This is a genomic window from Haloglomus salinum, from assembly GCF_024298825.1.
In the GTDB taxonomy this organism is placed as follows: Archaea; Halobacteriota; Halobacteria; order Halobacteriales; family Haloarculaceae; genus Haloglomus; species Haloglomus salinum.
Genome location: NZ_CP101153.1, coordinates 1,926,680 through 1,941,975 on the forward strand (window position 1 = coordinate 1,926,680; position 15,296 = coordinate 1,941,975).

Here is a 15,296-nt window from a genome sequence, read left to right on the forward strand (position 1 = left end):
GGGGCTAAAAAAGGAGGGGCCACCGTGGTAGCAACCGATCGAAGGGGGTTCGGGGCCACGACGAGGGGGACGGTCCCAGAGGGGGAGCACGGCTCCTTGCCACACGGCACCCACCGGGAGGCTGGGCGACGGAGGTCTCGACTCCGACAGCCGCTCGTGACCGCCAGCGTTCAGTCCGCGTTCTGCTCCGGCGTCGGCGACGGCTCCGCCCCCAGCGGGTTCGTCGCGGTGCCCGCGGTCACGAGTCGCAGGAGCGCCCCGACGTTCGTGAGCAGCTTGTTCTCTGCCTTCCGGAGGTGCTCCTCGTAGGTCGAGCGGGCCACCGAGGTCATGCCGGCCAGCTCACGGAGCGAGGTCCCCCGGGGCTGCTCGTAGTAGCCGTTCTCGAGGGCGAGCTGTAGTGCGGCCAGCTGCCGGTCGGTGATATCCTCGAACAGCCGGTCGACCGGCGTCAGCATGCTGTGTGGGAGCTGCTCGTCCGCGATGGCGGTCTTCGAGAGGACCTCGATGTCGCGGTCGGCCTCCAGGTCACGGAGCAGGGCCCGGATGTCGCCCTCGTCGAACGCGACGACCGTGTAGTGCTCCCAGCCCTGCCGGTGGACGGTCGGCGGCTGGTAGAGGGCGTTGTGCCGCTCGAACCGGTCGAGGATGGAGTCCTCCAGCGAGCAGAGACACGCCTGCGTGACGACGTGGAGGCCAGACTCGTCGGCGGACTCGTGGAGGGTGGTTCCAAGCGCCCGGACGTCCGCGAGGAGGTCCTCCGTCGGCGTCTCCGCCGAGGTGATCTCCAGCACCTGGCAGTCGCTCAGGTACCACTCCCGGATGGTGAGGTCCGGGTGTCGCTCGGAGAGTTCCCGATAGGGACACTCGTGACGGACCCGGAACGAGGCCTGGTGGAGGCTCATACACGACCGTACGTCGCCAGCTGATTAACGATGCCGGCCATGTCCCGCAGTGTTCATATCCTACTTCCCACCGTACGCGTCGGTACCGATGGGTTCGAACTCGGCCGCAGACCTCGAACAGGGCATCCGTGAACACCTCGGGCAGTTCTCGCTCCACGTCCTGCTGGTGTTCGCGACCGGACTGACGATCGGCTCCGAGCGGGCGGTCGTCCCGGTGCTGGGCCGGGACGTGCTCGGCGTCGAGTCGCTGTTCGTCATCGGCTCGTTCGTCGTCTCCTTCGGCTTCGTCAAGGCCCTGCTCAACCTCTACGCCGGCAAGTGGGGCGATGCGTACGGCCGGAAGCCGGTCTTGGTCCTCGGGTGGGCGACCGCGCTGCCGCTGCCGGTCATCCTCATCTTCGCCCCCAGCTGGAGCTGGATTACCGTCGGGAACATCCTGCTGGGTATCAACCAGGCGCTGACCTGGAGCATGGCCATCAACGCCAAGATAGACCTCGCGGGCCCCGAGCAGCGCGGGCTCGCGGTCGGCATCGACGAGGCGTTCGGCTACAGTGGCGTCGCCGTCGGCGCCTGGATAACCGGCCTCATCGCGGGCCAGTGGAGCCTCCGACCCGAGCCGTTCTACTTCCTGGGTGTCGTCGTGGTGCTGGCGTTCCTCATCTCCATCTTCCTCATCAGGGAGACTGCCCAGTACGCGCAGGCCGAGATCGACGACGATGAGGACCACCACGACGCGAACCTGCCGTTCAACGCGGTGCTGAAGCGGGCGACCTACGGTGACCGGACGCTGTTCGCGGCGGCCCAGGCCGGCCACATCGAGAAGTTCGTGGACACGCTGTTCTGGCTGGCGGTGCCGCTGTATCTCACCAGCCAGGGACTGGGCATCGAGGCCGTCGGCGTCGTCGTCGGCATCCACAGCGCGATGTACTTCCTCCAGGTCGGAACCGGCGGACTCGCCGACCGCATCGGCCGCCGGCCGCCGGTCCTGGTCGGGATGTTCCTGGCCGGCGGGGGCGTCCTCGGGATGGTGCTGGTCGAGGGCTACCTCGCGTGGGCTGCCCTCTCGGCGGCCTCAGGGCTGGGGATGGCGCTGCTGTACCCCAACCTGATGACCGTCCCGAGCGACGCGGCCCACCCCACGTGGCGAGTCGCCGGGATGGGCGTCTACCGGATGTGGCGCGACGCCGGGTACGGCGTCGGCGCCATCGTCATCGGGCTCGGGATGGAGTTCGTGAGCGCCGAAGCCGCGTTCTACCTGACCGCGGCCCTGATGTTCGTCTCGGGGGCGGTCGTCTACCTCTGGATGGAGGAGACCCACCCCGACTTCGGCACGCACGAGCCGGTGCCTGCGGAGGGGGATGCCGCGCCGACGCGGGCCGACTGAGGGCTCTCGCGACGAGCGCGCCGCGGGCGTGACCGGTGGCTGCGAGCGCCCCCCTCAATCGCTGGCCACCGCACCCCCCACCAGGCCGCCGATGACGCCGAAGACGATGTTGGCCACGAACGCGGCGAGGACGATCACGACCGCGATGACTCCGTAGGCGGCGAGGAGGTTCTCCCCCTGTGGCGAGTTCGTGGCGAGGGGGGTGTTGGCGATGAGCCCGCCGAGGCCGACCGCCAGGACGCCGAACAGGAGGACCGCGAACGGGATGGTCGACAGCCCCCCCGAGACGGCCCCGACCTTCGCACCGCCGCTGGGTCCCTGCCGGTACAGTACCCCGCCGACGAAGGCTCCGCCGATGACCCCGACGAAGTAGAGGAGTCCTCCAGTGAACGAGGAGAGGAGCAATCCGAGGACGAACGCCAGTACGGCGCCGACGAGCGTGGTGACCCAGAAGCGGCCCGCCAGCGAACCGGCCGTTCCGGACGACTGGTCCCGGGCTCCGGTGTCGGTCTCTGCGGCGTCCGTCGTCGGGGACGCCTCACGCGTCTCCGTCCCGCTCGTCCCGTCGTTCTGACTCCTGCTGTCCGACAGCGACGTGCCACACTCCGGACAGAAGCTGGAACCGTCCGCGATCTCCGTTCCACATTCGTGACAGTAAGGCATTGTCCGATTCCGCTACCTGAAGTCGTTCGTTTGTGCTGGTGGTGCTATCCCTGCTTGGCGAGGTTCTCGGCGAAACCGCCGATGACGGGGGCCACGAACCGCTCTCCCTGATAGGCCTGGATTATCAGGTACACCCAGGCGACGAAGCCGGCCAGCCCGATCACCGCCTGGACGAGACCGAGCAGGGATATCAGGAGTACCCCGATGACATCCGGGAGGAACGACAGGATGCTCGTCAGCACCCCGAAGACCAGATACAGTCCTCCGAACGCCACCGACAGCACGATGCTCTGCGCTGCGTGGAACTGCACGAACTCGTTCTCGTCCTCGATGATGAAGACGACGAGGCCGGTTAGCAGGCCGAGGACGTACGAGAGCGCAGCAGCCTGATTGGCCGGCAGGTCCAGGCTCGACTCCTGGTTCGCCGGGTCATCGGCAGTTCCAGCGGTACTCGACGTGGTGGTCGCCGTGGCGTCGGCGGTGGCCGTCCCGCCCGCCGACGTGGTGCTTGCGGTGGCCCCATCGGCGGCGGTCGTCCCCCCGGCACCGCGCTCGTTTGTTCCCGACGTGCCGGAGCCGCTTCCCGCGGGCGGTGAGTTCGCCGCCGCAGAGTCCTCCAGGGGGGTCCCGCACTCGGAGCAGAACTTCACTCCCTTCGAAACCTCCGCGCCACAGTCCGGACAGTACGCCATCGGTCACGCACCCCCCAGGTCTGCGCCGGTCACAGCCCCGTACCCCTCGCCGGCGGGCGGACCAGACCCGCGGCATGTGGCTCGTGTGGGGTTCCCCCTCGCCACCGTTCGCTCGCCATCCCCACAGGCCATGTGTGTTGATACCATGTATTGACACACATCATTTAGCGTTCATAAAACTATTCCCCGAACTATCACTGGCCGAACGGGGTGAGTGGTCTGGAACCACGAGGCTCCAGTCCGGACACCGCCACCCGATTTATGTCCCTCCGACGGCGAGACGGACCCGATGACACGACGACCGGCCGTGGCTCGCCGTTCCTGCATCACGGGTGCACGATGAAGGTCCTGCTCACGAACGACGACGGCATCGACGCCCCCGGCCTCCGGGCGCTCGCGGACGCGCTCGAAGCACTGGGTGAGGTGACCGTCGTGGCCCCAGCCAGCAACCAGAGTGCCGTTGGCCGAGGGCTCTCCTACGGCCGGATGGGCCCCGACGACGGCGGGAACGACGGCGATCTCGGACTGGGTGCCGACCCGGACGACCCGTTCACGGTGACCATCCCGCACGAGGAGCACGAACTGGGGTACGCGGTCCACGGGACGCCGTGTGACTGCGTCATCCTCGGCGTGGGGGCGTTCGACCCGGACGTGGTCGTCGCGGGCTGTAACGCCGGCGCGAACCTCGGCATCCACGTCCTCCCGCGCTCGGGGACCGCGAGCGCCGCGGTCGAGGCCGCCTCACTGGGGGTCCCCGGCATCGCCGTCTCGATGGATGTCATCGGGCTGGCCCGCGACGGGCTCGCCCCCGAGGACTTCGAGCGGGCCGCCCGCGTCGGCCGGACCGCCGTCGAACGAGCCCTCGACGGGGACGCCTTCGACCACACCGACTACCTCAACGTCAACGTCCCGCGGCCGGACCGCGCGCTCGCGGGCGTGGCCATCACCCGACCGACACCCCGGTACGACATGCACGCGGACCTCGCGGACGACCGCTTCGCCCTCCACAACCCGCTGCACGCGGGGATGGCCGAGGGTGACATCCCCGACGAGGAGGGCACCGACAGGCGGGCGCTGCTCGACGACCGCGTCAGCATCTCCCCGCTCACGCTCCCGCGACACGGCATCGACGAGGCCGTCTTCGAGCGACTGGCGGCCGTCTTCGCGGACGTGGCGGGGACGGCGGACTGAGCCGCGGGGGTAGCTCAAAACGCTGTTTGAGCTAGTGGTAGCTTTACACCCATCGCGCCACACGGTTCGGATGCCGGAAGCCGCCCGAACGGTGCCCGGCAAGACCATCCAGTGTCCGGGGTTGCCCGCCCCCCGGTCGAGCCTGGATTGGCCCCCGCTCCCCCTGCCCCCCCTACCCCTCCACCCCCCTGCCGCACTCCCTCCATCGGGGGGAGCCCGCCGCTGCGACATGACCCAACCACCCGGTAACGAGCCGAAACCTGATACGCCGCGGGAGACGTGGCATAGTGTAATTTAGCTGAAACTTACCGGACAGGGGCCGGTAGTCGGCCCCGTATGCCCGAGACAGTCGACGCCAGTGTGACGCTGATTCAGTTCACCGACCCCATGTGTACGTGGTGCTGGGGGTCCGAGCCGGTGCTTCGTCGGCTCCGAACCGTGTACGGTGACCAGCTTCGTCTCGAGTTCGTGATGGGCGGACTCGTCGAGGACTTCGACGCGTTCTACGACGCCGGCAACGACATCGCCGAGCCGAGCGATGTCGGCCCACACTGGCTCGAGGCGTCCGAACAGCACGGGATGCCCGTAGAGACGGCCATCTTCGAGACGAACCCCGCGCGGTCGACGTACCCCGCCAGCATCGCCTTCGCGGCCGCGCGGCTGCAGGACCGCGAGCGAGCACACCGGTACCTCCGGCTGCTGCGCGAGGTGTATGCGACCCAGGCGCGCAACGTCAACGAACGGTCGGAGCAGGTCGCGCTGGCCGAGCGGGTCGGCCTGGACGTGGAGGCGTTCACCGGCGCACTGGACGACGGTACCGCACAGGCCGCCTTCGAGGACGACCTCGCGCGCACCCGGAACGCCGGTGTCCGGGCCTTTCCGACCTACCGCATCGAGGGGGCCGAGGACACGCTCCAGCTCGCGGGCTTCCAGTCGTTCGACGCGCTCGCCGGGCGGCTCGAAGCCGCCGCGCCAGGGCTGGAACGGTCGTCGCCGCCACCAATTCGGGAGTTCGTCGCCGAGTACGGCCCCGTCGCGACCCGAGAGGTCGCCGAGGTGTACGACCTCGACGACGGGAAGGCCCGACAGGTACTCCAGTCGCTCGTCGACGAGGGGGCGCTGACCCGCGAACAGCGCGGGAACGGCCTGTTCTGGAACGACGTGAGTGGAACCGTCTCACACCACCACAACGAACTATCGGGGACCGACCCCGGTCGTGACCACGAGCGATGTCCGCGGACGAACCCCCGCCAGTCGAACCGCCGCCGCCGGAGGACCCACCCGTCGACGCCACGCGAGACGAGCCGGAGCCAGGACCCACCGACGCCGACCTCGGGTTCTCGCTCGCGGGGCTCCGCGCTGGCATCGCGAAGCTGTAATCGTTCCCACAGGAACGCGTTTCAGCGAGAGTATTAGTGCCCGCCAGCCGCGGCTCCGACCATGCAGTTCCAGCTCACCGAGGAGCAACGGGCGCTCCGTGCGGCGGCCCGCGAGTTCGCTCAGGAGACGATTCGCCCCCAGGCTATCGAACTGGACCGGGCCGAGGAACACCCGAGTGCGATTCTCGACGAACTGGGCGACCGGGGGTACGCGGGACTCACCCTCCCCGAGGAGTACGGCGGCCGGGGCGAGGGCCTGGTCGAACTCGCGCTCGTCGTCGAGGAGCTGTCCGCGGCGCTGATGCCCGTCGCGAGTGCGATGGCGCTCCATCTCGGCGTCGCCACCGTCATCGAGCGGTTCGGCACCGGCGAGCAACGAGAGCGGTACCTCCCCTCGATGGCGTCGTACGACACGGTGGGGGTGCTCGGCCTCAGCGAGGCGAACGCCGGGAGCAACAAGCTGGAGATGGAGACGACCGCCGACCGTGACGGCGACGAGTGGGTGCTGGACGGCCACAAGCAGTGGGTTACGAACTTCCGCCACGCCGACTACGTGCTCACGTACGCGAAGACCGGGCCCGAATCGGAGCAGCCCCACAACATCACCGCGTTCCTCGTGCCGACAGACGCGTACGAAGTCGAGGAGGTGTGGGACACGCTCGGCGCCCGGTCGGTGAAGTCACCGCGAGCGTCGCTCTCGGGGGTCCGGGTGCCCGACAGCCAGCGCATCGGCGAGGTCGGCGAGGCCTACGTCCAGCGCGGGGCCGTCAAGACCGGGGTGAACGTGCCCGCCCGCGGCGTGGGCATCGCGCGGGCGGCACTCGACGACACTGTCGCCTACACCAGCGAGCGCGAGCAGTTCGACCAGTCCATCGGCGACTTCCAGGGCGTCAGGTGGGAGGTCGGCGAGATGGCCCAGCGGGTCGACACCGCCCGGCTCCTGACCCTGCGCGCCGCCGACCGTGCCGACCGGGGGCTGGACACCGCTCGCGAGTTCAGCATGGCGAAGGTCCACGCGACCGAGGCCGCCGTCGAGAACGCGAACACGGCGATGCAGCTCCACGGCGGCATCGGCTACACCACGGAGAAGCACGTCGAGCGCTACCTCCGGGACGCCCGGCTCCTCACGCTCGCCGGCGGCCCGAACGAGGGCCACAAGGACACCCTCGGCGAGGCCGTCTTCGAGGCGCACCCCCGGCGGTAGGCGAGGCTCCCACACCCGGCGTCGGCGGGGTAGGAGCACGTGATTGCAAGATAGCCACAACAACCCACTTCTAAGCTATTTTTGGCCCTAAAACCCAATAAAGCCATCAAGGCCCCAATTTCCACAACCTAACAGCCAAATATATAGATAATCGTTCCATCGGCCCCACCAGTATAGCGGGCTGAACCTGGTATAGTGTAAGCTGCCTGAAACTTACATCGACGGGGGTACCATCCCGAGATGCGATGATAGCAGCAACCAACGGTCGAAGCAGCAGTGGAGAATCGACGCCCCAGCGTGGCACGGGAATCACGACCCGCCGAATCGGAGGTGGCGTCTGATGGTGTTCGACTCGACGCTCTCCGGAGTGGCGTTCCTGCTCGGACGGGCGCTGTTCGCGCTCGTCGTCGGCTACCTCGCGCTCGGGAACCTCCTCGACCTGGAGGCTTCGGTCGGCTACGCGCAGAGCAAGGGGGCACCCCTGGCCTCGGTCACCGTCCCGCTGGGGAGCCTGGGGCTGGTCGCCGGCTCGCTGGCGGTCCTCCTGGGCGTCTACCCCGCGGTCGGGACGCTCGCGGTGGTCGCGTTCCTCGCCCCTATCACGGGCATCATGCACGACTTCTGGACGCTGGAGGGCCAGGACCGGCAGAACGAGCAGATCCACTTCCTGAAGAACGTGGGCCTGCTCGGGGCGGCGCTCGTCTTCCTCGCGCTCTCGACGGTCGAGTGGCCGCTGGCGGTCGGCCTCGGGCTCTGAGTCCATGCCGGTCCCCGACTCCGACGCCGCGGCTGACGACGCGGGCACGGACGCGGACGGGAATGCAGGGATTTCGTGGCGGTCACCGGCACTGCTCGCGATACTCGCGGCCACGCTGTTGACCCCGACGGACGTCCCGCTCATCAGTCCCGCCCTCCCACGCGTGCAGGCTGCGTTCGGTATCCCCGAGTCCAGCGCCGGGCTGCTCGTCACCCTGTACGCCCTCCCGGGAATCGTCCTGGCCCCTGTCGTCGGCGCACTCGCTGACCGGGTCGGCCGCCGGGAGGTCCTGACAGGCTGTCTCGTGCTGTTCGGGCTGACGGGGACGGCCGTCGCCTTCACGGACGCGTTCGCGGTGGCGCTGGGCCTGCGGGTCCTCCAGGGGGCCGCCGCCGGCAGCCTGTTCGCCGCGCTGGCGATGACCGTCGTCGGCGACCGGTACGAGGGCGCCCGGCACGACGCCGTCATGGGTGTCACGTCGGCGGCGCTGTCACTGGGGACTGCGGTCTACCCGCTCGTCGGCGGCTACCTCGCCGAGCGAGCCTGGAACGCGCCGTTCCTGGTGTACGCGCTCGCGCTCCCGGTTGCCGCCCTCGTCTGGGTGGCGCTCGACGGTGGGTCGGCCGGAGCCTCGACCACCCGCGAGTCGGCGTCTGCCGAGGGCGGCTACGTCCGGGAGGCGCTCCGGGCGGTTCCGACCCGACGAGCGCTCGCGCTCTACGGCGTCATGTTCGTCTCGTTCGCCCTCCTGTTCGGCGGGCTCTACACCGCCGTCCCGTTCTACCTCGACGCCGCGTTCGGCCTCTCGCCCACGGCCGTGGGGCTGGTGACGAGCGCCGTGTTGCTCGTGACTGCCGTCGTCTCGATGGGGAACGGCCATCTCGCGAGCAGGGCGTCGCGCACGGAACTGCTCGCGGCCGGCTTCGCGTGCTACGCGGTCAGCTTCCTCGGCGTCGCGCTCGCCGGTACGCTCCCGCTGCTGGCCGGCGCGCTCCTCGTGTTCGGCGCCGGAAACGGGCTCGTGACGCCGACGCTGTTCGCCGGCGTCAGCTCCCTCGCCCCCGACCGGGTCCGGGGCGGCGTGATGAGCCTGCAGACCACGACTATCGGTGTCAGCCAGGCAGTCGGCCCCCTCGCGTTCACCCTCCTCGCCGGCGCCGTCGGCGACCGGACGGCGATTCTGGGCGCAGCGGGCGTCGCAGCGGTCGCCCTGGTCGCGCTCTCGATACTCCCGCTGGCTCCCCGGGGGACCGGCCCGGTCGCGGAGTCGGCCTGAGTGACGAGTGCGAGCGGCACCGGGGCCCACTGCCCGGGCCCGGGAATGGCCGTTCCCCCCCACCAGATTTTTTCACCACCTGGCGAGACACCCCGGACATGAGCCACGAACGGGGGGACGTGGACCGACCGACGGCCGCTGCGGAGTCGGCGTTCACCGTGCTGAGCCACGAACTCCGGCTGAACATCCTGCTGGCGCTGTGGGAGGCGCCGGGCTTCTCGCTCTCGTTCGCGGAGCTCCGGAAGGCCGTCGACGAGCGCGACTCGGGGAAGTTCAACTACCACCTCGGGAAACTTCAGGACCACTTCGTCGTCGCGACCGACGAGGGGTACGAGCTGCAGTATCCCGGCCATCGGGTGCTGGACGCCATCCAGAGCGGCGTCTTCCACGAGGAGACGACCGTCGACCCGGTCGAACTGGACGCGGACTGCCGGGCGTGTGGGTCGGGGCTCACCTTCGAGTACGGGACCGACTGCATCGGCCGGGTGCGGTGTCCCGACTGCGGGAACCGGGCGCTGGAGTGGCCGTTCGACCCCGGCGGCGTCGCGGACCGGGACCCGGAGGACGTCGTCGCGGCGTTCGACCGCCGGACCCGGCTCATCTGGTCGTGTGCGCTCGACGAGGTCTGCCCGTTCTGCGCCGGGCGCATCGCCCGCGAGTTCACCGGCGCCGCCACCGAGGAGGGCACCTGCGTCGGCGTCATCGAGGGGCTGGACCGGTACGAGGAGTACTTCGCCAGCGACCACCCGGCGCTCGTCTACGTCGACTGCGAGCGGTGCAGCTTCTACAGCTTCCTGCCCGTCGGCGTGGTGCTGCTGACGCGTCCGTCGGTGGCCGGACGCCTCCACCGCACCGGCGTGGCCGTCCGGGAGACACCGCTGTGGGACCTCGGGTTCGTGGTCGACGCCGACGCGCTCGACGTGCGGTCGACGGCGCCGTTCGAGGTCGCCATCGCGGTCGAGGACGGTGACGAGCCGCTGACCGCGGTCGTCGAGGACGGGCTCGCGGTCTCGCTGGAGGCCGGCGGCTGACGTGTCAGGTGAGTTAGAGCAACTGGTTTCGCCAAGCGCTTAATCACCACTCCGGCGTTGGTCCGCCCGGACCGGGGCGGGGCCCCGGCGGAACGGTCCCCGCGGCCCCGTCCCATCGAACACAGCCATGACCGCAGAAACCGACGCCCGCCAGGAGGAGATCCGAGCCAGCAACGAATCGGCCTGCCCCGTCGTCCACGCCATCGACCAGGTCGGAACGCCGTGGCGGCTGAACATCCTCCACGCGCTCCAGGACGGCGAGCAGCGCTTCAACGAACTCAAGCGCGCCACGAACGCCCGCTCGAAGACGCTCTCCGACGCGCTCGATGGACTGGCCGAGGCCGACATCGTCGAGCGCCGGATGGAGGAGGCGGCGCCGGTCGCCGTCTACTACAGCCTCACGGCGAAGGGCGGGGCGCTCACTGACGCCCTGTCGGACCTGGGCGACTGGGCCGAGGAGTGGGCCGACGTGCCCACCGCGGAACGCCCGGCGGTCAGAGGGCCGACACAGCACTGAGCACGGCCCGGACCGCCCTCAGTTCCCGGCAGCAGACGCCCGCTCGCCGCCCTGGGGGGACGCGTCGAACGCCCGGTCATCAGGTTCGGCGCTACTCCTCCAGCGTCCGGTCGCTCCGTTCAGCACTGCTCCTCCAGGACCGGCTGTTCGACGTGGCGCCGCCAGAACGCGTCGTCGAGGTAGGACTCGTCGATGCCCGTGTATCCCAGCGCCCGCGCGACGCGGCCAGCGGTGGCCCAGAGCAGCCGCTGGAGGGCGACCGGCGCGGCCGTCATCGTGGTGTCATCGTACACGTCCTCGCTGAGGACCAGCCCGTGCAGGGGCCCCGGCTCGCCGAACCCACCGTCAGCGGCGAAGGCACCCTCGTGGTCGAGCCCCCAGGTGGTGTACAGCGACAGAACGGTCCGCATCGACGGCAGTTCGGCACGGAAGGCAACGACGCCGTCGGTGTCGTTGCGGAAGGCGTGTTCGACCCCGGGACGAACCGTGACGGCATCACCGGAATCGAGTCGATGCTCCTCGCCGTCACGGACGACCGTCAGCCGCCCTCGCAGCACCTCGAACCGCTCCGGAGCCGGATGCCGGTGGACCGGTGGCTGCCCCGCGTCCGGCCCCAGCCACTGGAGCAGTTCAGGCGCCTCGGTCTCGCCCTCGTCCGGCCGCGAGAGCAGGACCCCCCACGTCCCAGCCCCGGGGTTCGACGCCAGCGGTCGTGGGGCGTCCCGGAGGAGCGCAGCGGCCTCGCTCTCCGGGTCGAGTTCGAGCACCGGCCCTTCGCGGGGGGCGCCGTGCTCGTCCAGCGGGCGCCCGGTCCGTCGGACGGCGTCCAGTCCGGTCGTCGTGGTCATAGCCGGACGGTTCGCCCGCCAGCCGCGAGGGATTGCTGCGATAGATAGGAGGGTAGTTTAACCCGGGACTCCGCCGAACGGGCAGCCATGAAACACCTCCGGGTCACGGCCGCGGTCGACCAGGAGCGGGCGCCGCCGTTCTACACGATGCTGGCGGACTCGCCGGCCATCGAGGAGACACGGGTCGTCGAGTGGAACCTGACCGGCGGCGGAGTCGAGACGGTGCTGTTCGCCGTCGACGGGGACACGGCGCCGTTCGCCGCCGGGACAGCCCCCAGCGTCGAGTCGGTCGAGCGCACCGAGACGGACGGGCGGTGGACACACGTGCTGGTCGAACTGCGCCCCCTGGAGACGCCGCTGTTCGACGCCATCCGCGCGGCTCGGGCCCGACCGGGTATCGTCGTCCGCAAACCAATCGTCTACCGCGACGGAGACATGCGCTTCCGGGTCGTGGGCAACGCCGCGGCGCTCCAGGCGGCCCTCGACGAAACCCCCGACGCGATGGACGTGACGGTGACCGATATCGGGACGTTCCACGGCGAGAGCGAGCATCCCATCGCCGCGTTGAGCGACCGGCAGCGCGAGGCGCTGGCCGTCGCGCTCGACCTGGGCTACTACGACCAGCCGCGGAACGCGACCCACGACGACATCGCCGCCGAACTGGGCTGTGCCCCGCCGACTGCGTCCGAACACCTCCAGAAGGCCGAGGCCAAACTCGCCAGGGCCGCGATGGACGACCTGCGGAGCGACCGTCACCGATAACTGCCCGACGATTCCGCCGACACCGACCCCCCGATACCGCTCCCGACGGAGCAGCCACAAGATTACCACGAATATTCCGCAGATTTAAGTCCGAAAACACACCCACAACGACCCATGGCCGACGAGCCACCGACCGTCCCGGCGCCCGAACCACCCGACGCCCCGGACGCGTGGTACGCTCCGGGGGTCCGGGCCCAGTACGAGGTCCGACCCGGCGTGGTCGTTACCATCCGGGAGCGCGAACAGCCCGGGACGGAGTTCGAGTACGCCGTCAGGGAGCCGTCACTGTCGGGAGCGGGGGCCACAGGACTGGACCGACTCCGGGACTACTTCGCCGACGCACCGCTCGACCGGCCGCTCACGCGGGAGGGGGCACGCGAGCGGATGCGAGAGGGGTTCGACGGGAAGTACGAGCGGGTACTGGACCGGCTGCTCGACCTGCCGGCCGACGCCCGTCGCCGGGTGGAGTACCACGCGCTCCGCGAGGAGCGCTGTCTCGGCGAACTGACGGCGCTGGCACTCGATGAGCGCATCGAGGTGGCGGACACGCGCCCCATCGACGATGACGCGAGCACCACGGGTGACGGCGAGCGGCTCGTCGTCCACACCGAGGACTTCGCCCCCGCCGCGACGGGCGTGACCGACCCGGACGAGGACCTCCTCTCGCGGTTCGTCAGCGAACGGCTGGCGCGCTATACGGTCGAGTTCCGTGGGTTCGAGATACCAGTCGTTCGCTACCGCGAGCACACGCTCGGCGGCGACCCGTTCGTGGCGAAGTACGCCGTGCAGGAACCGGACCTGCTACCGGGCGACGAGGAACTGGTCGCGGCCTGCAAGGAGCGCGTCTGGGAGACGGGGACCGACGCGGTGCTGGGCCGGGCGGACGAGACGCCGCCCGACCGCGATGCCGAGCCTGGGACGACCCGCGACCGGACGGCGTTCGTCCGCGAGCGCGCCGAGGAGCTGCTCTCCCGTCGACTCACCGCCCGCAACACCCGAACGTGGCTCGACGCGACCCGCCACCGTGTCCGGTCGGCACTCGCCGAGCACGGACTGGCCCTGCCGCCGGCCGGCGAGCGCTACGCCGAGGACCGACTGGACGACCTCGTCTACCACGTTCTCCGCGATTTCGTCGGTTTCGGTCCGCTCACCGTCCCCATCCGGGACCCACATCTGGAGGACGTGGAGGCCAATCGCGTCGGCGAGCGGGTGAAGGTGGTCCCACGGAGCGATGCCCCCGGGAGCGAGTACCACGGAGCTGACGCTGGCGACCGGACTCCAGGGCCGGGCCGTGACGGCCCCGAACGGCGCGTTCCGACCAATCTCGCGTTCGACGACGAGACGACGTTCGTCAACGTTGTCCGACAGCTGGCCGCTGCAGACGGGGTCGAACTCGACGCCAGCCAGCCCTCCGCGAAGGTGAACCTCGATCCGCCCGGCGTCGACGAGACCATCCGGTGTGCCGTCGCGCTCCCGGTCATCACGGAGGACGGCCCGCACGTCTCTATCCGGAAGCAAGCGCCCGGCGCGCTCACGCCCGTCGACCTCGTCGAGCGCGACGCGCTCTCGGTGGACCTGGTAGCGCTACTGTGGTTGTTCTACGAGCACCACGGCGTCGTCCTGTTCTCCGGGCCGACGGGGGTCGGGAAGACGACACTCCTCAACGCGCATATGCCGTTCGTGGATTACCAGGACCGCCCGGTGAGCATCGACGAGGGGAGTCGGGAGGTGCGCCTCCCCCACGAGACGGGCGTCTCGCTGTCGACGCGCGACCATCAGGACGAGTTCAAGCGCGTGACGATGGCCGACCTGATGACCGAGTCGAACTACCTCAATCCAGATATAGAGGTTATAGCTGAGATAAATACCTCCGAATCGTTCGAGACGTTCGGGGAATCGCTCAACACCGGCCACGGCATCCTCGGCACGACCCACGCCGAGGACGTGGAGAAACTCGTCAACCGGGTCGTCGAGCAGGGGTTGCCGGCCTACCTGCTCCGGGAGATCGACCTCGTGGTGTTCCCGAAGCACGCGGCCGGCGAGCGCTACGTCGCCGAGGCCGTCGAGTTCCTCTCGGCGACGGCGTACGAGGCACTCGACCGACCCGGCGACCCCGGTCGAGACCACGGCACCATCGAGAAGGACGGCACGACGGTCCACTGGAACCGGGTTGCCCGCCGCGACCACGACGGCGGCTTCCGACACGCCTTCGCGCTCGACGGGGCCGGCAGCGAGTCGGCCGGCGGCGCCGTGAGCGACCGGACCCGCGTCTTCGAGCGACTGGCACGGACCACCGACCGCCCGGTCGAAGACGTCGAGCAGGAGTTCCGCCGGAAACGCCGCTACGTGGAGCATCTCGTGCGCGAGGAGCGCGACGACTTCGAGGAACTGTTCGGCTTCCTCGCGGATCTCCGTGCGAACGAGGCCGCGACCGTCGAGCGGGTGCAGGACCGGGGAACGCGGGATGTGGTCGCCGACGGCGGGAGTGGGTCAGCTCCCCACGACTGAGATCGTGGGCTTCCGGCCCTGTGTCACCTGTGGGTGAGTCGGGCGCTGCTGTACCGACGCACCATCGCCGATTCCTGCATCTCACTCGACGACATCCATCGTGTGGCCCCCACGACGGTGCTCCGTCCGGACGCGTTCGTGGAGGTGGAGTGGTCCGCACTGTCGGTTCGTGGTGGGAG

The 15,296-nt window shown here is 69.7% G+C and carries 14 protein-coding genes; 10 read left to right on the forward strand and 4 right to left on the reverse strand.

Going from position 1 to position 15,296, the window contains the following annotated elements; translation table 11 throughout:
• Window positions 1-170: 170 nt before the first annotated feature.
• The gene (locus NL115_RS09270; protein ID WP_254832899.1) at window positions 171-905 is read right to left on the reverse strand and encodes a helix-turn-helix domain-containing protein; all 735 of its coding nucleotides are present in this window, start codon (window positions 903-905) and stop codon (window positions 171-173) included.
• Window positions 906-993: 88 nt separating this feature from the next.
• Between NL115_RS09270 and NL115_RS09275 the strand changes: the two genes are divergently transcribed.
• Window positions 994-2,289 (forward strand): MFS transporter, encoded by a 1,296-nt coding sequence (locus NL115_RS09275; protein WP_254832900.1) that lies wholly within the window; start codon window positions 994-996, stop codon window positions 2,287-2,289.
• 54 nt (window positions 2,290-2,343) lie between these two features.
• On the opposite strand, the gene NL115_RS09280 is transcribed toward NL115_RS09275, so the two are convergent.
• Both NL115_RS09280 and NL115_RS09285 read right to left on the reverse strand, forming a co-directional pair.
• Window positions 2,344-2,952: a zinc ribbon domain-containing protein gene (locus NL115_RS09280; protein ID WP_254832901.1), complete on the reverse strand. Its 609-nt coding sequence runs from the start codon at window positions 2,950-2,952 to the stop codon at window positions 2,344-2,346.
• Window positions 2,953-2,996: 44 nt separating this feature from the next.
• Window positions 2,997-3,644 (reverse strand): zinc-ribbon domain-containing protein, encoded by a 648-nt coding sequence (locus tag NL115_RS09285; RefSeq protein ID WP_254832902.1) that lies wholly within the window; start codon window positions 3,642-3,644, stop codon window positions 2,997-2,999.
• A gap of 339 nt (window positions 3,645-3,983) precedes the next feature.
• Between NL115_RS09285 and surE the strand changes: the two genes are divergently transcribed.
• The 7 genes from surE to NL115_RS09320 all read left to right on the forward strand — a co-directional run bounded on the left by surE (window position 3,984) and on the right by NL115_RS09320 (window position 10,999).
• Window positions 3,984-4,835, forward strand: coding sequence for a 5'/3'-nucleotidase SurE (surE, locus tag NL115_RS09290; RefSeq protein WP_254832903.1), 852 nt, complete (start codon window positions 3,984-3,986; stop codon window positions 4,833-4,835).
• 336 nt (window positions 4,836-5,171) lie between these two features.
• Window positions 5,172-6,251, forward strand: a complete 1,080-nt coding sequence (locus tag NL115_RS09295; RefSeq protein ID WP_254832904.1) for a DsbA family oxidoreductase — start codon at window positions 5,172-5,174, stop codon at window positions 6,249-6,251.
• A gap of 24 nt (window positions 6,252-6,275) precedes the next feature.
• A complete protein-coding gene (locus NL115_RS09300) occupies window positions 6,276-7,418 on the forward strand; it encodes an acyl-CoA dehydrogenase family protein (RefSeq protein ID WP_254832905.1) in 1,143 nt (380 codons plus the stop codon).
• A gap of 340 nt (window positions 7,419-7,758) precedes the next feature.
• Entirely contained in the window at window positions 7,759-8,175 is a 417-nt protein-coding gene (locus NL115_RS09305) for a DoxX family protein (RefSeq protein WP_254832906.1), read from the forward strand.
• A gap of 4 nt (window positions 8,176-8,179) precedes the next feature.
• Window positions 8,180-9,451, forward strand: coding sequence for an MFS transporter (locus tag NL115_RS09310; RefSeq protein WP_254832907.1), 1,272 nt, complete (start codon window positions 8,180-8,182; stop codon window positions 9,449-9,451).
• A gap of 98 nt (window positions 9,452-9,549) precedes the next feature.
• The gene (locus NL115_RS09315; protein ID WP_254832908.1) at window positions 9,550-10,482 is read left to right on the forward strand and encodes a DUF2513 domain-containing protein; all 933 of its coding nucleotides are present in this window, start codon (window positions 9,550-9,552) and stop codon (window positions 10,480-10,482) included.
• A gap of 127 nt (window positions 10,483-10,609) precedes the next feature.
• On the forward strand, window positions 10,610-10,999 hold the full coding sequence (locus tag NL115_RS09320) for a winged helix-turn-helix transcriptional regulator (protein WP_254832909.1): 390 nt from the start codon (window positions 10,610-10,612) through the stop codon (window positions 10,997-10,999).
• Between the two features lie 119 nt (window positions 11,000-11,118).
• Here NL115_RS09320 and NL115_RS09325 read toward each other — a convergent pair whose 3' ends face one another.
• On the reverse strand, window positions 11,119-11,847 hold the full coding sequence (locus NL115_RS09325; RefSeq protein WP_254832910.1) for a cupin domain-containing protein: 729 nt from the start codon (window positions 11,845-11,847) through the stop codon (window positions 11,119-11,121).
• A gap of 87 nt (window positions 11,848-11,934) precedes the next feature.
• Between NL115_RS09325 and NL115_RS09330 the strand changes: the two genes are divergently transcribed.
• Window positions 11,935-12,609: a helix-turn-helix domain-containing protein gene (locus tag NL115_RS09330; protein ID WP_254832911.1), complete on the forward strand. Its 675-nt coding sequence runs from the start codon at window positions 11,935-11,937 to the stop codon at window positions 12,607-12,609.
• Window positions 12,610-12,723: 114 nt separating this feature from the next.
• A complete protein-coding gene (locus tag NL115_RS09335) occupies window positions 12,724-15,117 on the forward strand; it encodes a type II/IV secretion system ATPase subunit (RefSeq protein WP_254832912.1) in 2,394 nt (797 codons plus the stop codon).
• The last annotated feature ends 179 nt before the right edge of the window (window positions 15,118-15,296 follow it).